At 64.2% G+C, this 19260-nt stretch carries 18 protein-coding genes and 1 pseudogene; 9 read left to right on the top strand and 10 right to left on the bottom strand.

Features of this window, described 5'->3' with window-relative positions; all coding sequences use genetic code 11:
- The first annotated feature begins 2 nt into the window (after positions 1-2).
- Both FJ430_RS08655 and FJ430_RS08650 read left to right on the top strand, forming a co-directional pair.
- Positions 3-719 carry a FadR/GntR family transcriptional regulator gene (locus FJ430_RS08655; RefSeq protein WP_140709542.1) on the top strand — a complete coding sequence of 239 codons (717 nt, stop codon included), beginning with the start codon at positions 3-5 and terminating at the stop codon, positions 717-719.
- Between the two features lie 62 nt (positions 720-781).
- Positions 782-1762, top strand: a complete 981-nt coding sequence (locus FJ430_RS08650) for a hydroxyacid dehydrogenase (protein ID WP_140709540.1) — start codon at positions 782-784, stop codon at positions 1760-1762.
- Between the two features lie 91 nt (positions 1763-1853).
- On the opposite strand, the gene FJ430_RS08645 is transcribed toward FJ430_RS08650, so the two are convergent.
- Positions 1854-3149, bottom strand: a complete 1296-nt coding sequence (locus FJ430_RS08645) for an amidase (protein WP_140709538.1) — start codon at positions 3147-3149, stop codon at positions 1854-1856.
- A gap of 118 nt (positions 3150-3267) precedes the next feature.
- On the opposite strand from FJ430_RS08645, the gene FJ430_RS08640 reads away from it, so the two are divergent.
- Entirely contained in the window at positions 3268-3621 is a 354-nt protein-coding gene (locus FJ430_RS08640; protein WP_140709536.1) for a GFA family protein, read from the top strand.
- 63 nt (positions 3622-3684) lie between these two features.
- Here FJ430_RS08640 and FJ430_RS08635 read toward each other — a convergent pair whose 3' ends face one another.
- Positions 3685-4902, bottom strand: a complete 1218-nt coding sequence (locus FJ430_RS08635; protein ID WP_140709534.1) for an MFS transporter — start codon at positions 4900-4902, stop codon at positions 3685-3687.
- Positions 4903-5072: 170 nt separating this feature from the next.
- Between FJ430_RS08635 and FJ430_RS08630 the strand changes: the two genes are divergently transcribed.
- Both FJ430_RS08630 and FJ430_RS08625 read left to right on the top strand, forming a co-directional pair.
- The gene (locus tag FJ430_RS08630) at positions 5073-6041 is read left to right on the top strand and encodes an AraC family transcriptional regulator (RefSeq protein ID WP_140644639.1); all 969 of its coding nucleotides are present in this window, start codon (positions 5073-5075) and stop codon (positions 6039-6041) included.
- A 104-nt stretch (positions 6042-6145) separates the two neighbouring features.
- Positions 6146-6542 (top strand): annotated as a pseudogene (locus FJ430_RS08625) (DUF4437 domain-containing protein).
- On the opposite strand, the gene FJ430_RS08620 reads toward FJ430_RS08625, so the two are convergent.
- From FJ430_RS08620 to FJ430_RS08590, 7 genes are all read right to left on the bottom strand, one after another.
- Positions 6520-7623, bottom strand: a complete 1104-nt coding sequence (locus FJ430_RS08620) for an ABC transporter ATP-binding protein (RefSeq protein WP_140709531.1) — start codon at positions 7621-7623, stop codon at positions 6520-6522. The pseudogene FJ430_RS08625 and the gene FJ430_RS08620 overlap by 23 nt on opposite strands.
- Positions 7623-8726 carry an ABC transporter ATP-binding protein gene (locus FJ430_RS08615; protein ID WP_140644641.1) on the bottom strand — a complete coding sequence of 368 codons (1104 nt, stop codon included), beginning with the start codon at positions 8724-8726 and terminating at the stop codon, positions 7623-7625. Before FJ430_RS08615 ends, FJ430_RS08620 begins: the two co-directional genes overlap by 1 nt.
- Positions 8723-8959, bottom strand: coding sequence for a hypothetical protein (locus FJ430_RS08610; RefSeq protein WP_140644642.1), 237 nt, complete (start codon positions 8957-8959; stop codon positions 8723-8725). The genes FJ430_RS08615 and FJ430_RS08610 overlap by 4 nt, the downstream gene beginning before the upstream one ends.
- Positions 8956-9915 carry a carbohydrate ABC transporter permease gene (locus FJ430_RS08605; protein ID WP_140644643.1) on the bottom strand — a complete coding sequence of 320 codons (960 nt, stop codon included), beginning with the start codon at positions 9913-9915 and terminating at the stop codon, positions 8956-8958. The genes FJ430_RS08610 and FJ430_RS08605 overlap by 4 nt, the downstream gene beginning before the upstream one ends.
- Positions 9916-9918: 3 nt before the next feature.
- The gene (locus FJ430_RS08600; protein ID WP_140644644.1) at positions 9919-10824 is read right to left on the bottom strand and encodes a carbohydrate ABC transporter permease; all 906 of its coding nucleotides are present in this window, start codon (positions 10822-10824) and stop codon (positions 9919-9921) included.
- A 70-nt stretch (positions 10825-10894) separates the two neighbouring features.
- Positions 10895-12211, bottom strand: coding sequence for an ABC transporter substrate-binding protein (locus tag FJ430_RS08595; protein WP_140644645.1), 1317 nt, complete (start codon positions 12209-12211; stop codon positions 10895-10897).
- Positions 12212-12564: 353 nt separating this feature from the next.
- Positions 12565-13248 carry a TetR/AcrR family transcriptional regulator gene (locus FJ430_RS08590; protein ID WP_140709529.1) on the bottom strand — a complete coding sequence of 228 codons (684 nt, stop codon included), beginning with the start codon at positions 13246-13248 and terminating at the stop codon, positions 12565-12567.
- A gap of 156 nt (positions 13249-13404) precedes the next feature.
- Between FJ430_RS08590 and FJ430_RS08585 the strand changes: the two genes are divergently transcribed.
- The 3 genes from FJ430_RS08585 to FJ430_RS08575 are packed head-to-tail and all read left to right on the top strand — an operon-like array spanning position 13405 to position 15937.
- Positions 13405-14601, top strand: a complete 1197-nt coding sequence (locus tag FJ430_RS08585) for a Tm-1-like ATP-binding domain-containing protein (protein ID WP_140709527.1) — start codon at positions 13405-13407, stop codon at positions 14599-14601.
- 12 nt (positions 14602-14613) lie between these two features.
- The gene (locus FJ430_RS08580; protein WP_226892119.1) at positions 14614-15516 is read left to right on the top strand and encodes a phosphoenolpyruvate hydrolase family protein; all 903 of its coding nucleotides are present in this window, start codon (positions 14614-14616) and stop codon (positions 15514-15516) included.
- A gap of 4 nt (positions 15517-15520) precedes the next feature.
- The gene (locus FJ430_RS08575; protein WP_140709525.1) at positions 15521-15937 is read left to right on the top strand and encodes a cupin domain-containing protein; all 417 of its coding nucleotides are present in this window, start codon (positions 15521-15523) and stop codon (positions 15935-15937) included.
- 127 nt (positions 15938-16064) lie between these two features.
- Here FJ430_RS08575 and FJ430_RS08570 read toward each other — a convergent pair whose 3' ends face one another.
- A complete protein-coding gene (locus tag FJ430_RS08570) occupies positions 16065-17255 on the bottom strand; it encodes a M24 family metallopeptidase (protein ID WP_140709523.1) in 1191 nt (396 codons plus the stop codon).
- 333 nt (positions 17256-17588) lie between these two features.
- On the opposite strand from FJ430_RS08570, the gene FJ430_RS08565 reads away from it, so the two are divergent.
- Positions 17589-19199, top strand: a complete 1611-nt coding sequence (locus FJ430_RS08565; protein ID WP_140709521.1) for an ABC transporter substrate-binding protein — start codon at positions 17589-17591, stop codon at positions 19197-19199.
- Positions 19200-19260 lie beyond the last annotated feature (61 nt).

Below are 19260 nucleotides of genomic sequence, written 5' to 3'. Positions count from 1 at the left end.
CGATGAAAGAAAAGAACCTTCTCGCGGAACTTGCCGCCTACCTCTTCGCCAACTCGGACAAGGAGTCCGGCCGCACGCCCTCGGAGCGCGAGCTGGCGGAGCATTTCGGCGTCAGCCGTGGCCAGATCCGCGAAGCGCTGGCCATCCTGGAAGCCATGCGCATCGTCGAGCGACGCGCCAAGTCCGGCATCTATATCGACACCAAGCAGGCGAGCGTGGAAGCGCTGGCGCTTTTCGCCCGTGCGGGCCTGCCGCTCGATCCGGTGCAGATCTACGAGACCGTCGAGTTGCGCAAGATCCACGAGATCAAGGCGGCCGAGCTTGCCTGCTCTCGCGCAACGGAAGAAAACTTCGAACGCCTGCGCGAGATCCTGAAAGCCTCCGAAGAGCGCATCGCCGCCGGCGAAGGCCTCGCCAAGGAGGACCGCGAGTTCCACCTCGAGATCGTGCGCGCGACCAAGAACAGCGTCTTCCACAACATCTGCAGCGTCTACTACCTGATGGGCGAGCAGCGCCTGCCGATCTATTTCAACGATCCCGAACGCAGCGTGCGCTCACATGCCGAGCATATCCAGATCTACGAAGCGCTGTTGCGCCGCGACGGCAATCTCGCCCAGGCCCTGATGAATGCCCATTTGCAGGGAGCCGAGAGCTACTGGAAGGGGATCATCGAAGGCCGCGGAATGGAGCCGAAAAGCGCGGCGCTCGAAAAGGCCTAGAGCATTTTGCAGCCAAGCGTTATCGCTTGGCGTGGCGGAAATGCGGAGAAAAACAAAACCTCATGCGCAAGATCCTGTCGACGCATCCGCTGCATCCTCGCGCCACGGCCATGCTGGCGGGCGCCGGGCGGCTGGCCGTCGCTTCCGCGCTCGATGCCAAAACTCTGACCGCCGAAGCGAGCGATGCCGACATCGTCATCGTGCGCGCGCCGCTGCCGCCGGAGCTGTTTGCGGGTGCTTCGAACCTGCGCGCCGCGATCCGCCACGGCGCCGGGCTGGACATGATCCCGGTCGAGGCCGCGACCGCCGCCGGCGTGCTGGTGGCGAACGTGCCCGCCGTCAATGCCCGCTCGGTCGCCGAGCATGTGATGTTCGTGGCCCTTGCGCTGCTGCGGCGCTTCCGAACGATGGACCGCGACCTGCGCGCCAAGGGCTGGCTTGCCGGGCGCGAGCATGCCAACTCGACCAGCGAGCTTGCCGGCAAGACCATCGGCATCGTCGGCCTCGGCGCGGTCGGCCAGGCCGTCGGCCATATCGCCGCGCACGGCTTCGACCTCAATGTCGTGGCGACCACGCGAAGCCTGCGTCCGGCGCCCGAACGTGTCGGCTTCCTGTCGATCGACGCGCTGGTCGAGCAGAGCGATATCATCGTGCTCTGCTGTCCGCTGACGGACGAGACACGCGGCCTGATCGGCCGCGAGCGCATCGCCCGCATGAAGCCCAACGCGCTGCTGATCAATGTCTCGCGCGGCCCGGTGGTCGACGACGAGGCGCTGATCGAAGCGTTGCGAGCGGGCCGCATCGGCGGCGCCGCGCTGGACGTTTTTTCCACGCAGCCGCTGCCGCCCAACCATCCTTATTTCGGCTTCGACAATGTCATCGTCACCCCGCATATGGCCGGCATCACCGAGGAATCGATGATGCGCATGGGGGTCGGCGCCGCCGGCGAGGCATTGCTGGTGCTCGCCGGCAAATTGCCGGTCAATCTGCGCAATCCGGAAGTCGTCGAACACTACCGGGGGCGCTTTCCGGCCGACGGTTAGTTCCCGACGACCATCGCGACGATGCAGCCAGAGATGACAGCGAGACAGCGAATTCCCGGGCGCCGAATTTGCGTCGGTTCGCCGCGCCCTATCAACGGCCAAGCAAAGTCTCGACCGCGGCGGCAATACGCAGCAGATGACTGTCGTACCCGTGCTTGCCCACCAGCATCAAACCAGCCGGCAGCTTTATGCCGGGCATCGGCAGCGAGATCGCGCAGAGATCGAACTGGTTGGCGACCTGCGTGTTGCGCAAGAGCAGCCCTTCCGTCTTGTCGCGCAGCGCTTCGTCGCCAGCCATGGCGGCAATGGAGGGCGCGACCATCGGCACGGTCGGCAATACCAGCACATCGATCGTCTCCAGCCGTTCCGCCGTGGCTGCCACAAGCTCGCCGCGACGGCGGATCGTGCGGATATAGGCTGAAGCGGGAACGGCCAGCGCGCGGGACAACGGCCCGGTGACATGCGGATCGACCGGTACCGAGGCGCCGCCCGCCAGCCAATCGGCATTCACTTCCGCGCCTTCCATGGAGGCGATCGTGCCGCGTTTGGAGGCGGCGCGCATCTCGGCAATGAGATCGTCGATGGACAAATCGGCAGCGCGGGCGCCGGCTAGCCCGATCCGGTCGATGCAGCCCTCGAAAGCCGCGGCGACCTCCGCTTGCGTCTCGCCGAACAAGTCGCCGCGCGGAATGCCGACGCGCAGGCCGGCGAGCGAGACCGGCTGGAGACTAATGGGCTCTTGTCCCGCCATGATCGCATCGGTGATCGCGCAATCGGCGACGCTGCGGGCAAGCGGGCCGATCGAATCGAGCGTCATCGACAGCGGAAAGGCGCCGGTCAATGGCACCCGCCCCGCCGTCGGTTTGAAGCCGACAACGCCGTTGAGCGAGGCCGGGATGCGCACCGAGCCGCCGGTGTCCGAACCGATCGAGATGTCGCTCGTGCCCTCGCCTACCGCAACGCCCGCCCCCGATGACGACCCGCCCGGGATCAGGCTTGCATCGGCGGCATTGCCCGGCGTGCCGTAATGCGGATTGTCGCCGATCGCGGTGAAGGCGAACTCGGTCATGTTGGTCTTGCCGAGGATGACGGCTCCCGCCTGGCGCAGCCTCCGCACGATCGCCGCGTCCTGCGTCGCCGGCGCGGCGCCGGCGCGGATCAGCGACCCCGCCGTCGTCGGCTCCCCGGCGACATCGAACAGGTCCTTGATCGAGACGATGCGCCCGTCGAGCGGTCCGAGGCTCACACCGGCCTTGCGGCGGGCATCGGCCGCATCGGCGGCTGCACGCGCCGCCTCGGCGTAGAGCTTCGTGTAGACCTTCTCGTCGGCCGCGCGATTGGCAAGACGTGACAGGATGATTTCAAGACGGTCGCGAACGGATTGCATTTTCGATGTCGGGCCCTGCAAAGTTGCAACGTCTTTTAGGCACGGCCTGATGTTGGGCCAGCCAAGAGATAACCCGGCAAGCGTGCCTTTGCACCCTGCCAGCGATGGGAAGATGCTGATGCTATACAAAGGCAGCTGCCACTGCGGCAAGGTGGCGTTCGAGGTCGAGGGCGAGCTTGGCATGGCCGTGCGCTGCAATTGCTCGATCTGCCGGCGCAAGGGCGCGCTGTTGTGGGCCGTGCCGCATGAGAAGCTCAATCTGGTCGCCTGGGGCGACGACCTCGGCCGCTACACATTCGGCAAGGGCGCGATCGCGCATCGTTTCTGCCGCACCTGCGGCATGCACCCTTTCGCCGAGGATGTAAGCGAGGGCAACGAACGATCCGCCTATGTCAACATCAACTGCCTGGAAGACGTCGACCTGGCGACCATCGAAGTTTTCGAGTTCGACGGCGGCGCGGCCCGAAGCTAAAAATTATCGGCCCGACGCCCGTGAGAGCCGCCGGGCCGATGCCTGGGAGGCAAGCAGTCTTAGCTACTCGGCAGCCTGCTTCGGTCCCATCAGGAAGGCCACCAGCGCCGCGAGCAACGTCGCCACGCCGCTATAGGCGAAGGCGGTGGCGACACCGGCATGATCGACCAGAAGGCCGCCGACGACGGCGCCAAGCGCGATCGCCACCTGGAAGGTCGCGACCATCAGGCCGCCGGCGCTCTCGGCCTGGTCAGGCGCGGCGCGCACCAGCCAGGTCTGCAGGCCGACCGGAACGGCGCCGAAGGCAAAGCCCCAGGCGGTGACCGCGACAGCCGCCGTTATCGGCGAGGCGCCGAGCACGAGCAGCGCCGCCGCCGACAAGGCGATCAGCAGCGGCGCCAGGCCGACCGCCATCTTCAGGTTGCGCTCGGCCAGGAAGGCGCCGGCGAAATTGCCGAAGAAGCCGCCGATGCCATAGGCGAGCAGCACCAGCGAGACGGTTTCGATCGGCATCGCCGGCACCGTCTCCAGGAACGGCCGCACATAGGTGAAGCCGGCAAACTGTCCGGACGCGACCAGGAGAACGACCAGCAGCGCGATGCGGATCATCGGCCGCTTCAGCACCTCGGCCAGCGTGCGGAAGCTCGCGACCGCCGTCGGCGGCAGGCTTGGCAGGGTGGCGAGTTGCACCAGCAGCGCCAGCCCGCCGACGACCGCCGCGATCATGAAGGCGGTGCGCCAGCCCCAGATATCGCCGACATAGGCGCCGACCGGAGCCGCCGTGACCGTGGCGACCGAGACGCCGGTCAGGATGATCGACATGGCGCGCGGCATCAGCCGCATCGGCACAAGCCGCAGCGCCATGGCCGCCGACATCGACCAGAAACCGCCAAGCGCAACGCCCAGCACGACGCGGGCAAGAAGCAGCATGGTGAGCGAGGACGCGAAGGCGGCGACGAGGTTGGAGACGATCAAAAGGACGGAGAGTATCCACATGACCAGTCGGCGGTCGAGCCGCTTGGTGACGATCGCCATGGTCGGCGCCGCGATCGCGCCGACGACGGCCGTCGCCGTCACCGCCTGGCCGGCGGCGCCTTCGCTGACGCCGAGGTCCTGCGCCAGCCGCGTCAACAGGCTGGCGGGCAGGAATTCGGCGGTCACCAAGCCGAAAACGCCGAGCGCCAGCGAGACCACCGCCGCCCAGGCCGGTTCGGTTCGTTCGTCCTGTTCGCCTGCGTCGAGAATAGTGGCGTCGACGGCGCCCGTTGCGGGTTCGGTCATGGCAAAATCTCCGATCTGTTTGTGGCGCTACGCAAGAGATGACCAGATCGGACTCCACCCGTTACATGCCGGCGGGCGGCTCTGTCAGTTCGATTTGGTTGCGGCGCAGCATTTGGCTGAGCGCAACATAGGGAGTGACTGGCTGGAGTTTCCATGCTAAAAACGCCGAAATGAATTACAATTCGTCCAAAACCATTCTGCAGGCTTCCGGCGACCCGCTGACCGACATGTTGCGCGGCCTGCGCCTTGACGGCGTCGATTACGGCCGCTGCGTGCTTGGCGAACCGTGGGCCGTTTCCTTCCCCGCGCAGAAGGCGGCGCGCTTCCATTTCATCGGACAGCGAGGCTGCTGGCTGTTCTCGCCGGCCAAGGAATGGATAAAGCTCTCGGTGGGCGACGCGCTGCTGATCCCGCGCGGCGACGAGCATGTGCTGGCGAGCGCGCCCGGCGTGCCGCCGGTGCCGATCGGCCGCTACACGATCGAGCCGGTGTGCGAGAACATCTACGACGTCTCGAACGGCTGCGACGGCTGCAAGACCTTGCTGTTTTGCGGCAGCATGCATTTCAACCTCGACGGCTCGCATCCGCTGCTGGAGATGATGCCCGACCTGATGCAGGCGCATAAGCTGATGGCCAACGCGCCCGGCATCCAGCATCTGCTCGACGCGATGGCGGGCGAGGTGACGATGGACCGCGTCGGCTCCGGCGGCATCCTCGCCCGCCTGGCCGACGTGCTCGCGGCCACCATCATCCGCTCCTGGGTGGAGAATGGCTGCGGCGACGCCACCGGATGGATCGCCGCCGTGCGCAACCCGGATGTCGGCAAGGTGCTCGCCGCTATCCACCTGCAGCCGGAGCGCGACTGGACGGTCGAGGCGCTGGCCAGGATGATGGGCGCCTCACGCTCCGCCTTTGCGCAGCGCTTCGCCACCGTGGTCGGTGAGACGCCGGCCAAATATGTGCTGCGTGTGCGCATGCACCAGGCCCGGCAATGGCTCACCCGCGACGGCATGCGGGTTTCGGTGGCGGCATCGAGGCTGGGTTACGATTCGGAAGCCTCCTTCAGCCGCGCCTTCAAGCGGGTGATGGGCGTGGCGCCGAGTCATTTCCGTCACACCGGCGCCGACGAACAATCCTGATCACAAGCAGCCGGTTGCCAGGCTGGAGGAATTGCCAAGTCCTTTGGACACCGCGTCATTCCCGCCGGCCGAGGCGGCATAAGCTGGCTGATGGAGGAAACAGCATGCCCAATCATCTTGCATCGCTTGCGCTTGCCGCGCTCGCCATCCTGCCAAGCCCGGCTTTCGCGCTCGAGGACAGCTACCTGCCGTCGAAGCGCCGGGCCAGCCACAGCGCCTTGGCCCGCTATGGGGCGAACGAACGAAAGGCCCGGCCGGCACGCTGCTGAAGGTTCCCCGCAACTGGCGCGCGCCCGTCCAAGCCCACACCGCCGATTACCGCGCCGTGGTCATCAAGGGCCCCTGGGCGCATTGGCAGATGCAGGGCGGCGAAGCCAACAGGGTCGAGTTGCAGCCGGCTCCTACTGGACCCGGAAGGCCGACGAAATGCATGACGATGCCTGCCTGTCGGACACCGAACGCGTGATCCTGCTGACCGCTATCCGACGTGCCGCAGGCTGACGCCGCTGCCCTTGTCGAACAGCACCACCTTGTCCGGGTTCCAGGCAAAGCGCACCGGCTGTTCGATCGCGACATCGGTCCTGGCCGGCACGGTTGCCCGCAGCATCGTTTCGCCGACCCTGAGCGTCAGGATCTTCTCCACACCGTGGTTCTCGACGTCGTGGACGTGCGCCTCGACCGGCGCGCCGCTCTCCAGGTAGACGTCCTCCGGACGGATGCCGAAGACGAGTGGCCGACCGTCGGTCGCGCCACTCGTCCTGCCCCCGCCAAAAGTCTTGGCCCCAACCGTCAGCGGCAGCTCGAAATTCATCGGCGCCATCACGGCGCGGTCGTTGACCAGCCTGCCGTCGATGAGGTTCATCGGCGGCGAACCGACGAAGCTCGCGACATAGGTGTCGCGAGGATTGTTGTAGATCTCATGCGGCGTGCCCGTCTGGACGATGCGACCATGGTTGAGCACGCCGACCTTGTCGCCCATCGACATGGCTTCGATCTGGTCATGCGTGACGAACAGGAATGTGGCGCCAAGCTGCATCTGCAGGTTCTTCAATTCCGTGCGCAGCGCCTCGCGCAGCTTGGCGTCGAGCGCCGACAGCGGCTCGTCCATCAGGAACACGCGCGGCTTGCGCACGATCGCCCGGCCGATCGACACGCGCTGCATCTCGCCGCCGGAAAGCCGGTCCGTCTTGCGGTCGAGAAGATGCTCGATCCTGAGCGTGCGGGCCGCGCGCGCCACGCGGTCCTTGATCTCGGCATCCGGCAGCCGGCGGATCTTCGGCTTTAGCGGAAATTCGAGGTTCTGCCGCACCGTGTAGCGCGGATAGAGCGAATATTGCTGCAGCACCAGCGCCACGTCGCGTTCGGCAGCGCCCCAGTCGGCGACGTCGACGCCGTCGATGAAGACCTGGCCCTCGGTCGGCTTCTCAAGGCCCGCGACCATCCTCAGCGTCGTCGTCTTGCCGGCGCCCGTCTCGCCGAGCAGCACAAAGAATTCGCCGTCGGCGATGTCGAGATCGAGATTGGACAGAGCCGTGTGGGTGCCGAACGTCTTGGAGATGTTCTTCAGCTGGATATGGGCCATTACAATCTCACTCCGAGCGACTTGCCGCTCGCGGCGTCGAAGAAATGCGCCTGCGAAGGATCGATCCGCGCATAGACCTTTTCGCCCGCACCGCCGATGAAGCCGCTCTTGGTGCGGGCGCGCAGCATCTTGGAGCCGACCTTGAGATCGACGATATCGAAGGATCCCAGCGGCTCGACGATCTGCGTTTCGACTGGCAGGAAGCCGTCCGTCGCCTCGCGGCGCACCAGCACGCCTTCCGGCCGGATGCCGAGCGTCAGCTGGCCGCCGGCATGGCCGTTGAGCTTGGAAAGCAGCGCGCGCGGAAACTCGAAGCCGGTGGCCGCGCCGCCGACGGAGACGGAAGCTGCCGACGCATTCTCGGCGACCGTCGCCTCAGCCACGTTCATCACCGGGCTGCCGACGAACTGCGCGACGAACAGATTGGCCGGATGCGAATAGACCTCGTCCGGCGTGCCGACCTGCTGCAGCACGCCCTCATGCATGATGACGATGCGGTCGGCGAGGCTCATCGCCTCGATCTGGTCGTGCGTGACATAGATGCTGGTCGAGCCTTGCTTGATATGCAGCCGCTTGATCTCGGCGCGCATTTCCTCGCGCAGCTTGGCATCGAGCGCGCCGATCGGCTCGTCCATCAGCATCGCCTTCGGGCGCCGCACCAGCGCCCGGCCGATGGCCACGCGCTGCATGTCGCCGCCCGACAGCGCCGAGGGCTTCTTGTTGAGAAGATCGCTGATCTGCAGCGTCTTGGCTACCGAGCGCACCTCGGTGTCGATCTCGCTCCTGCTCTTGCGCGTCGCGCGCAGCGGAAAGGCGATGTTCTCGTAGACGTTCATATGCGGATAGAGCGAGAACGACTGGAACACCATGGCGATGTCGCGGTCGGCAGCCTTCAGGTGCTGCACCGGCTTGCCGTCGATCAATATGTCGCCCTGGTCGATTGTCTCCAGCCCGGCGATGGCGCGCAGCGTCGTCGTCTTGCCGCAGCCCGACTGTCCGAGCAGCACGATGAACTCGTTGTCGTCGATCTTGAGGTTCAGGTCCTTGATGACCTGGACGGCGCCGAAGAATTTCTGGACGCCGCGAAGCTCGATCTGGGTCAATGCTGTGCCCCCGCGTTGCGCGCCTGCTGGTCGGCTCCGTGCCCGGTGCCGGCCTGCTCCTCGCGTGGGATCTTGGAGGTGACGTTGAAGCCGATCAGGCCGATCAGGATGATCGTCACGCCGTAGGTGTGGAGCGGCATGTTCCAGGGTTGGCAGAGCGCGACGATGCCGAGCACCATCAGGATCTGCGATCCAGGCTCCAGATATTTCTCGTTGATCGCGCGAAAGCTCATTTGCGGATCGCTCCGAAGGACATGCCGCGCAACAGATGGTTGCGGAGTAGGAAGGTGAAGATCGCGACCGGCAGCAGGAACAGGAACGTGCCGGCGGCGATCACCGTCCAGTCGGGCAGGCCGGAGCCGACCTGGCTCGGGATGAAGGGCGGCGCGGTCTGGGCGCGGCGGTTGGTCATGATCAGCGCGAAGGCATATTCGTTCCACGCCGTGATGAAGCAGAACACGGCGGTGGCGGCGATGCCGGTGGCGGCCTCCGGCAGCACGATCTTGAAGAAGGCTTCCATGCGCGTGTAGCCGTCGACGAGCGCCGCCTCCTCATATTCCTTCGGGATCTCGTCGATGAACCCTTTCATCAGCCAGACCGAGAAGGAAAGGTTGAAGGCGGTGTAGAGGATGATCAGGCCGAGATGGGAATCGTTCAGCCCCACGGCCCGGTACATCAGGAACATCGGGATCGCGACCACCACCGGCGGCAGCATGCGCGTCGACAAGATGAAGAAGAGCAGGTCCGCCTCTCCCTTCACCTTGAAGCGCGAGAAGCCGTAGGCTGTGAACGTGCCCATGCCGACTGCGAGCACGGTCGAGGTGATCGCCACGATCAGCGAGTTCAGGAAGCGGCTCGGATAGCCCGACCACTGCACCTCACCCTTGCCGTCGCGCACGATCTTTTCGCCGCCGTCGAAGACGACGCGCTCCCACCATGGGGCGGCCGCATATTCTTCCGGCGTCGGCGGATTGCGCATCTGGGACCGCTTGGTGAACAGCTTCACGAAGGGCGATATCTCCGGCTGGAAGATGACCGTCGGCGGGATGGTGGTGGCGAGGGCGCGCGGCTTGAATGCCGTCGAGGCGATCCAGTAGATTGGCGCCAGGAAAATGATCGTCACCAGCAGAACGATGACGATGGCGATGCGGTTGAAGGTGATTTCTGAAGAAGTGCGGACGGCGGCCATCTGTCAGCGCTCCTTCACTTTGTTGAGGTATTTGACGTAGATGTTGGTGATCGCCAGCACCATGATCAGCACGATGTAGGCCATGGCGCAGGAGCGCCCCGTCTGCCATTCCTGGAAAGCCATCTTGTAGAGCCGGATCGAGATAAGTTCGGCCGTCGGCTGGCTGGTCAGGATGTAGGCGAGATCGAAGGTCTTGAACGCTTCCATGGTGCGGAAAATGACCGCGATCATCAGGATCGGCGCGACCAGCGGCAGAGTGATGCGGAAGAAGGTGTAGAATGGGCCGGCGCGGTCGATCGCCGCGGCCTCGTAGAGATGTTTCGGCACCGCCGAGAGGCCGGCCAGCGACAGCAGCATGACGAAGGGCGACCACATCCAGATATCGGTCAAGGCGACCGCATAGAGCGCCATTTTCGGGTCTGCCAGCCACTCGAAATTGCCGAGCCCGAGCGCATAGTTGATGACGCCCCATGAAGGGTCATAAAGCAGTTTCCAGAACAGGCCGACGACGGCCATCGACAGCATCATCGGCAGTAACAGCAGCGTAGTGATAAGGCCCTTGAGCGGAATATCCCGGTTGAGCAGCATCGCCACGCCAAAGCCGACAAGCAGTTGTCCGACGACCGAGACAATCACGTATTTCGCGGTGATGGCGAAGTTCGACCAGACATAGGGGTCGTTGAGCAGATCGCGATAGTTCTGCAATCCGACGAAATTAGCCGGCGCGTTGGTCGACGCGCGGAAATCGGTGAAGGAATAGCCGAGCGAATAGATCAACGGAAAGATGTTGAAGACGATCAGGAACAGGATCGTCGGGATAATGAAGAGATTGCGGATCGAAATGTCGCTGAGGCCGCGCGCTGCGGCCCGCGAGGACCTGTCCAGCGTAGTGATCATCGTGCTCGCCAAAACCCTGCTCCGGATTCTCAAAAAAGCAAACGGAGGAGGCATGAGAAGCCTCCTCCGTGAGGCATGTCGGTTACTTCACGCGGCCGTATTTCTTGAAGGTCGCGTTCCAGTCAGCGGCAAGCGCGTCCAGCGTTTCCTTGGCGGTGCCCGAGCCGCCGATCATGTAGGGATAGACGCGCTGGTTGAGCTGCTGCAGCAGTTCGGCATATTCCGGCACAGCCCAGAAGTCCTTCACCTTGAACATGGTCTCGTAGAAGGCCTTGTTATACGGCGTTGCACTCTGGAATTCCGGCGATTTCAGCACCGCGGCGCTGCAGGTATAGCCGCCGAGAGCCGCCCATTTCTTCTGGGTGTCGTCCTTGATGAACCATTCCAGGAACTTCATCGCCTCGTCCTGCTTCTGCGAATAGGAGACGATGGAGATGCCCTGGCCGCCGAGAGCCGCGAACTGGTCGCCATTCGGTCCCGGAGGATTGGCGAAGAAACCGGTGTTCTTGGCGTTCGGATTTGACGACTCGTTGATCAGCGAGGGGAAGAAGGCGAAGTAGTTCATGCTCATCGCCGCGAGGTTCTCGGTGATCGCCTGGTTGTCCTCGACGAAGAACGACTTGGCCCAGCCCGGAGGCGTGAACTTGTAGAGTTCCTTGTAGGCATCCAGTGCCGCGACGGCCTTGTCGGAGTTGACGATACCGTCGACCTTGTACGTGGAGTAGTCGCCGAGCTCGCCGCCGTAGGAGAACAGGGCGTTCTCGAAGCCCATCGCCATCGCGTCATAGGAATTGTCGGTGTAGATGGCGATGCCGTATTTCTTCTGGTCCGGCCGGTAGAAGAATTCAGCGATGTCGCGCAGCGCCTTGAAATCCTTCGGCACGTCGAGGTCGTAGCCATACTTGGCCTTGAAGGCTTCCTTTTCCTTCGGGTCCTCGAACCAGTCCTTGCGATAGGACCAGCCGACGGCGTCGCCCTCGAGCGGGATTGCCCAGTACTTGCCGCTGTTGCCGGGATATTCAGCGTAGTATTTGACCGTCGCCGGCGCCATGACTTCTTTGAGGTTGTACTTGTTGAAGAAGTCGGTCAGGTCGACATAGTGGCCGCCGGTCGAGCCCGCGCCGAGCCACTGCGAGTCGCCCACCACGAGGTCATAGGCGTCGCCATGGGCGTTGAACTCGGTGAATGCCTTGGTCTGGAAGTCGGACCACGGCGTGGTTTCAACCGTGATCTTGACGCCGGTTTCCTTCTCATACTCGTTGCCGAGTTCCTGCAGGTAGTTGGCCGGATCCCATTCCGCCCAGAAGATGGTGAGCGACTTTTCCTGCGCGTGCACGGATGTCCCGCAGGCAAGCGCCAGGCCGACACCAGCAAGCACGCTGGTCACTAACTTGCGCATAGTTTTCCTCCCTTGTGCGCATTCTACCGTCTCATGCGGGCTGGCAGCGAAAGCCGGCCCTGGTAGTTCCTCCTGTGATGGCGCCTCTCCGGTTCCAGGCCTCGTCGCCCTGCCGGAAATGGATCGCAGCCTTCACTTTTGATCCGCTTTATCTGTCTTGATCTGGTATTACCAATTCCGGCTTGGCGTCAAGCGCTTTCTTGAGCGGCCAGCAGTAGCCGAAAAAGCGAAACATTACGATATCCGCCTGTTTTCCTTTGCTTTTCCTACTCCTTGATATGCAGGGCCCTTGCCACAGGCTGCCCATCACAATTAACATTCCAAACTGTCCCCTTAATCTGGTCGAACCAGATTTAGGCCGTTGTTGCCTTGGACATCGCCGATTCCGCCTCCGATTCCGCCATCGCGGCACGCACCAGCGCGCCCGCCGCCCATTGCGCGACCGACATCATCTCGGCGCTGTCCAGCCCCCATATATCCTTCAACACCGTGACCACCTCGACGCCGAACACCAGCGACAGCGCCTGGGCAAGGCGCTTGAGCTGGCGCGGCTTCAAGCGCCCCTTAAGCGGCGCGATCGCATCCTTCAGCAAGTCGACGCGATGGCCGCGCTTTAAGGCCGGTTCCGATCCGAGCGTCCCCGCCTCGCGCCGCGCCCATTGATCGAGGGACAGTTTCAGCGCCGCCTTGAAGGTCGCCTCGAAGGCTTCGATGCGCGGCATCGCGGTGGCGAAGAGATCCGCCACGCGCCGCTCGGCATCGTCGGACGCCGACTTCCAGGTCAGGATCGGGCCGAGCCCTTCGTCGACCACGGCCTGCACCAGCGCCGCCTGGCTCGGGAAATAGCGGTAGGCGGTCGCGCGCGACACCTCCGCCGCCTCCGCGACCTCGCTGACCGACGGGGTCATGCCGGACTGCATCAGCCTCGTCGCCGTCTCCAGCATCAGTCGCCTCGTGCGGGCGCGCGGCCCCTTCTCGACGGCCGGCGCCTGGGCGGCATCATCGTTGGCGGCGGCTTGTTGACGTGAGACATCCATATCAATACGATACGCGCGTCTCAAAAATTTGCAATGGCGCAACGCCAGGCGATAATGGGGTCCCTACCAGCGACGAGGCTTTTGCCGAGGAGCTTAAGGGTGGGGCAAAAGAGGCGGACGGCGATGCCGGACATGCCGGATGACGGGGAACCACCGATGGGGCGCATCTATGTGGTCGGCACCGCCGACACCAAGGGTGAGGAACTCGCCTTCCTGGCCGATGCCGTCGCCAAGGCCGGCGGCGCGGTCATGCGTGTCGATATCGGCACGCGCGGCGCGACTGTCCCGGTCGACATCCCCGCAAGCCAGGTCGCCACGCATCATGCCAAGGGAGCCGGCGCGGTTCTCGGCCTCGATGACCGCGGCGCCGCGGTCGCCGGCATGGGCGCCGCCTTCGTCAATTTCATCCGGTCGCGCAACGACATCGCCGGCATCATCGGCATCGGCGGCGGCGGCGGCACGTCGATCGTCACCGCCGGCATGCGCGCGCTGCCGCTCGGCCTGCCGAAGCTCATGGTTTCGACGCTGGCCTCCGGCGATACCGCCCCTTACGTCGACGTCTCCGACATCGTCATGATGCCGTCGGTGACCGACATGGCGGGACTGAACAGGCTCTCCCGCACGGTGCTGCACAATGCCGCTCAGGCTATCGCCGGCATGGCCGCGAAGCCCGCCCCGGCCGCCGCCGGCAAGCCGGCGCTGGGGCTCACCATGTTCGGTGTCACCACGCCCTGCGTGACCGCGATCGTCGACCGATTGCGCGCCGACTATGACTGCATGGTCTTCCACGCCACCGGCACCGGCGGCCGCTCGATGGAGAAGCTCGCCGACAGCGGTCTGCTGGCCGGCGTCCTCGACATCACCACGACCGAAGTCTGCGACTTCCTGTTCGGCGGCGTGCTGCCCGCGACCGAGGATCGCTTCGGCGCGATTGCCCGCGCGAAGCTGCCCTATGTCGGCTCGGTCGGCGCCCTCGACATGGTGAATTTCCGGGCGCCGGCCACGATCCCCGATCGTTATCGCGGACGCTTGTTCTACGAGCACAACCCCAACGTCACGCTGATGCGCACTACGGCCGAGGAATGCCGCAAGATCGGTGAATGGATCGGCGGCCGCCTCGCCCGCTGCGACGGCCCGGTCCGTTTCCTGATCCCGGAAAGGGGCGTGTCGGCGCTGGATATAAAAGGCGGCGCCTTCTTCGATCCGGACGCCGACGCGGCACTGTTCGACGCCATCGAGCATACGATCCGACCGACCACGGACCGCATCGTCACACGCCTGCCGCTGCACATCAATGACCCCGCATTCGCCAAGGCCGCCGCCGAGGCGTTCCTCGACATCGCTCAAAACTGAGAGACGACAAGCATGGCCGCCATTCCCCGCAAAACGATCCTGGAAAAATTCCGCAACATGATCGCCGACGGCGTGCCGATCGTCGGAGGCGGCGCCGGCACCGGCCTGTCGGCCAAGGCCGAGGAAGCCGGCGGCATCGACCTTATCATCATCTACAATTCCGGTCGCTACCGCATGGCCGGGCGCGGCTCGGCCGCCGGCCTGCTCGCCTATGGCAACGCCAACGAGATCGTCAAGGAGATGGCCTATGAAGTGCTGCCGGTGGTGAAGAAGACGCCGGTGCTGGCCGGAGTCAACGGCACCGACCCCTTCGTCATCATGCCGCTGCTTTTGGCCGAACTGAAGACGATGGGTTTTTCCGGCGTGCAGAATTTTCCGACCGTAGGCCTGTTCGACGGCACCATGCGCCAAAGCTTCGAGGAGACCGGCATGGGCTTCGGCCTCGAGGTCGACATGATCGCCGAGGCGCACAAGCTCGATCTCCTGACCACGCCCTACGTCTTCAATCCGGACGAAGCGCGCGCCATGACGCGAGCCGGCGCCGACATTGTCGTCGCCCATATGGGCGTCACGACCGGCGGCTCGATCGGCGCCACCTCGGCGAAAACGCTCGACGCCTGCGTCAAGGAGATCGACGCCATCGCCGACGCCGCGCGCTCGGTGCGCGAGGACGTCATCCTGCTTTGCCATGGCGGGCCGATCTCGATGCCCGACGACGCGCGCTATATCCTCGAGCGCTGCGAGGGGCTGCACGGCTTCTATGGCGCGAGCTCGATGGAGCGGCTGCCGGCCGAGGCAGCAATCGCCAGGCAGACGGCGGACTTCAAGGCGGTCGCGCTGGGGCATCGGACCCAAAAGTGGAAGCCGGTTTTGGGGAAATCCGATGCCCCGACAAAAACGAAAAGGAAGGGATGAGGCAATGGCCGACAAGAGCAAGGTGTTCGTCTACCCGAAGGATGTCAGCGCCTTCGGCTTCGACTGGGGCAAGCTGTCGCTGACCGTGGCGCCGGAAGTGAACGGCGCCGCCCGCTTTTCCGGCGGCGTCGTCGACCTGCCGCCGGGCAAGGGTCACACCCGCCACAACCATCCAGGCGCCGAAGAAATCATCTTCGTCATCTCCGGCAATGGCGAGCAGATGGTCGAGGACGAGAACGGCAATCCGGTGGTGGCCAAGGTCGGCCCCGGCTGCACCATCTACGTGCCGGAAAGCCGCTTTCACTCGACGCTCAACACCGGCGACCAGCCGATGCAGCTTTTCGTCGTCTATTCCCCAGCCGGACCGGAACTCGCGCTACGCGACCTGCCGGACTTCAAGCTGCTGCCGGCGGGGGAGTGACGAACTTTCCTTCTCCCCGTTCCACGGGGAGTTGAGGAGTGGTCCGCGTAGCGGACGAAAAGCCAATTGCTTGGCTTTCGAAGGACGAAAGCCCGGCAGACGGATGAGGGGCAGCGCCGATCTTTGGCTACGAAGCCCCGCCCCTATTCCACCCACGCCCGCGGTCGCCGAACATCACATAACCGCTGTCGGTCACCGCAACCGTATCCTCCAGCTTGATGAAGCCGCGCGACGGATGGAGCATGGTGGTCTCGACCGACAGCACCATGTTCCTTTCCAGCGGCTTCGCCGCATAGGTGCCTTCATAAGCGACCGGATGATTGGTCATCAGGAACGGCGCCTCATGAGTGATCAGCCCCATGCCGTGGGCGAAGAAATCCGTGTAGGCCGCGACCTTGGAGGCCTTCAGCACGCTCTCCGCATGCGCGATCATGTCGCCGCCCAGTATACCTGCCTTGACCTTGGAAAAGGCCGCCTGCTGCACCGCTTCGACTTCGGCCAGAAGATCCTCCAGCTCGGCATCCGGCTCGCCGAGCACGCCCATGCGGCACAGGTCGCCGATATAGCCGTGATAGTTGCCGCCGGAATCGATCGACATCACCTCACCCTTCTTCCACGCCTGGCTGGACGCGGCGCGGTTGTGGCTGGAGCCCAGCGTCAGCAGGCAATATTCGAAATGCGCGCCGCGATTGGTTTCCTCGCGCCTGAGCTGCTCGATGATGTCGGTCTTGCTCGTGCCTTCCCGCGCCCAGGCAATCGTCGCCAGCATGGAGTCGGTGATCAGCTCGGAGGCGATGCGCAGTTGCTCCAGCTCTGCCTCGGTCTTGATGGCGCGCATGCGTTCCAGCATGTCGGTCGCATCGACCAGCTTGGCATCCGGCAACGCCTTGCGGATCAGCATATAGGCGTCGGAGGGCAGGAAACCCGGTTCGATGCCGATGCGGGCCGCCGACCTGCCGATCTGGCGCAGATGCTCCACCGCCAGATTGGCGGCATCGAGCGTGCCCCAGCAGGCCGCGTGCAAGGTCGGCGTCCAGAACGGATGGTTCTGGTGCTCGCCGCCCTCCATCTTGTTGCCGATATAGGCGGCATGTTCCGGCCCGCCCTTCTCGTAAAGGACGATCGGCAAATAGCGGCTGTGGCCGATCGCATCCATCGCCGCGAAGAAGATGAACTTGTAGCCGCCGAGCAGATATTGGGTGTTGTGCTTGGAGGTGGCGAAGAGCACGTCGATGCCGGCCTCGTCCATCAGCCGGTCCACCCGCGCCTGGTCGAACGGAACGCTGCTGACCTCGGTTTTGCCCGGAGCGATGTTCATCTGCCTCTCCCTGTTTTTCATCGGCCGCAGGAGCGCCGAACGTCATGATTTATGGCTGTCGGCCAAATCTGCATCATTTTGACCACTCTGGTCCAGCCAGAATTGATCACTTTCGCGCTAAAGGCGGTTTCTGCCCGAATCTTGATCCTGCTTCTCTATAATGTGGTCCTACCAGATAGGGGATGAGAGCCTCTTTCGGCCGGCTGGTCCAGCGGACGGAAATTTCAAAGCCAAGCCATGATGCGCCAAATCCGTCTCTGGCGAAACCTTTGCCAAGGGCCATAATCACCGGATTGCCGCGCCTGCCACGGCGCGAAGAGGGGAGTTTGAGCGATGTCCGAATTGACGATTTCACGCCGCGGCCTGCTGGCCGGCTCGGCGCTGCTTCTGGCCTCGACCGCATTGCCGACGATCGGCTTCGCGCAGACGCCAAAGAAGGGCGGCCGGCTGATCCTCGCCGCCGATTCCGAGCCGCGCAACCTCAATCCCGCGATCGTCGCCTCCAACGGTGTCTTCTTCATCTCGAGCAAGATCGTCGAGACGCTGGCCGAAGCCTCCTTCGACGGCAAGGACGGGCTCGAACCGCGCCTGGCGCTTTCCTGGGAAGGTGCCGCCGACGGCCTGTCGGTGACCTTCAAGTTGCGCGATGGCGTCAAATGGCATGACGGCAAGCCGTTCACCTCCGCCGACGTCGCCTTCTCGGCGCTGCAGATCTGGAAGCCGCTGCAAAATCTCGGCCGTACCGTGTTCAAGGACCTGGAGGCCGTGGACACGCCGGACGCGCTGACGGCGGTCTTCAAATTCGCCAAGCCGACGCCGTTCCAGCTGATCCGTAACGCGCTGCCGGCGCTGTCGAGCGTCGTGCCGAAGCACCTTTATGAGGTGGGCAAGATCGAGGACAATCCGGCCAACAACGCGCCAGTCGGCACCGGCCCGTTCAAGTTCGCCGAATACAAGGCCGGGCAATATTACCGTCTGGCCAGGAACGACGCCTATTGGGGCAAGGACGAACCCTATCTCGACGAGATCGTCTACCAGGTGCTCCCCGATCGCACCTCGGCCGCCGCTGCGCTCGAGGCGGAAGAGATCCAGCTTGCCGCCTTCTCCGCCGTGCCGCTCGCCGACCTCGACCGCATTTCCAAGGTGCCGGGTCTCAAGGTCATCACCAAGGGCTATGAGGGGCTGACCTACCAGCTCGTCGTCGAGATCAACCACCGCCGCAAGGAACTGGCCGACCTGAAAGTGCGGCAGGCGATCGCGCATGCCATCGACAAGGATTTCGTCGTCAAGACGATCTTCCTCGGCTACGCCGCGACCGCCACCGGCCCGGTGCCGAAAAACGATCCGCAATTCTACACCGCCGACGTGCAGACCTATGCTTTCGACGTCGCCAAGGCCAATGCGCTGCTGGACGAGGCCGGCTACAGGCGCGCCGACGACGGCAAGCGCTTTGCGCTGAAGCTGCTGCCGGCGCCCTACTTCAACGAGACGAAGCAGTTCGGCGACTATCTGCGCCAGGCGCTCGCGGCAATCGGCATCGACGCCGAGATCGTCAACAACGACTCGGCGGCCCATATCAAGGCGGTCTACACCGACCATGCCTTCGACCTTGCCGTTGGTCCGCCGGTGTTCCGCGGCGACCCGGCGATTTCCACCACCATCCTGGTGCAGAGCGGCATTCCGGACGGCGTGCCCTTCTCCAACCAGGGCGGCTACAAGAATGCCGACCTCGACGCGCTGATCGCCAAGGCTTCGGAGACGCTCGATACGCCAGCCCGCACCGAGCTCTACAAGGAGTTCCAGAAGAAGGTGGCGGCCGATTTGCCGCTGATCAACGTCGCCGAATGGAGCTTCATCTCCGTCGCGCGCGATACGGTCGGCAACATCGCCAACAACCCGCGCTGGGCGGTGTCGAACTGGGCGGACACTTATTTGGAATCGTGACACACTCGCGCGGATGAGAATTCGCGAGAGAATGGGAACTTGGGCAAAGACCGAGTTCCCG

The organism is Mesorhizobium sp. B2-8-5, assembly GCF_006440675.2.
Classification (GTDB): Bacteria; Pseudomonadota; Alphaproteobacteria; order Rhizobiales; family Rhizobiaceae; genus Mesorhizobium.
Note: the sequence above shows the minus strand (reverse complement) of the source record. Positions and strands in the feature narration are given on the sequence as shown.

Coding starts and splice junctions, on each gene's coding strand:
- FJ430_RS08655 (WP_140709542.1), top strand. CDS start 3: ATGAAAGAAAAGAACCTTCTCGCGGAACTTGCCGCCTACCTCTTCGCC.
- FJ430_RS08650 (WP_140709540.1), top strand. CDS start 782: ATGCGCAAGATCCTGTCGACGCATCCGCTGCATCCTCGCGCCACGGCC.
- FJ430_RS08645 (WP_140709538.1), bottom strand. CDS start 3,149: ATGCAATCCGTTCGCGACCGTCTTGAAATCATCCTGTCACGTCTTGCC.
- FJ430_RS08640 (WP_140709536.1), top strand. CDS start 3,268: ATGCTATACAAAGGCAGCTGCCACTGCGGCAAGGTGGCGTTCGAGGTC.
- FJ430_RS08635 (WP_140709534.1), bottom strand. CDS start 4,902: ATGACCGAACCCGCAACGGGCGCCGTCGACGCCACTATTCTCGACGCA.
- FJ430_RS08630 (WP_140644639.1), top strand. CDS start 5,073: ATGAATTACAATTCGTCCAAAACCATTCTGCAGGCTTCCGGCGACCCG.
- FJ430_RS08620 (WP_140709531.1), bottom strand. CDS start 7,623: ATGGCCCATATCCAGCTGAAGAACATCTCCAAGACGTTCGGCACCCAC.
- FJ430_RS08610 (WP_140644642.1), bottom strand. CDS start 8,959: ATGAGCTTTCGCGCGATCAACGAGAAATATCTGGAGCCTGGATCGCAG.
- FJ430_RS08605 (WP_140644643.1), bottom strand. CDS start 9,915: ATGGCCGCCGTCCGCACTTCTTCAGAAATCACCTTCAACCGCATCGCC.
- FJ430_RS08595 (WP_140644645.1), bottom strand. CDS start 12,211: ATGCGCAAGTTAGTGACCAGCGTGCTTGCTGGTGTCGGCCTGGCGCTT.
- FJ430_RS08590 (WP_140709529.1), bottom strand. CDS start 13,248: ATGGATGTCTCACGTCAACAAGCCGCCGCCAACGATGATGCCGCCCAG.
- FJ430_RS08585 (WP_140709527.1), top strand. CDS start 13,405: ATGGGGCGCATCTATGTGGTCGGCACCGCCGACACCAAGGGTGAGGAA.
- FJ430_RS08580 (WP_226892119.1), top strand. CDS start 14,614: ATGGCCGCCATTCCCCGCAAAACGATCCTGGAAAAATTCCGCAACATG.
- FJ430_RS08575 (WP_140709525.1), top strand. CDS start 15,521: ATGGCCGACAAGAGCAAGGTGTTCGTCTACCCGAAGGATGTCAGCGCC.
- FJ430_RS08570 (WP_140709523.1), bottom strand. CDS start 17,255: ATGAACATCGCTCCGGGCAAAACCGAGGTCAGCAGCGTTCCGTTCGAC.
- FJ430_RS08565 (WP_140709521.1), top strand. CDS start 17,589: ATGTCCGAATTGACGATTTCACGCCGCGGCCTGCTGGCCGGCTCGGCG.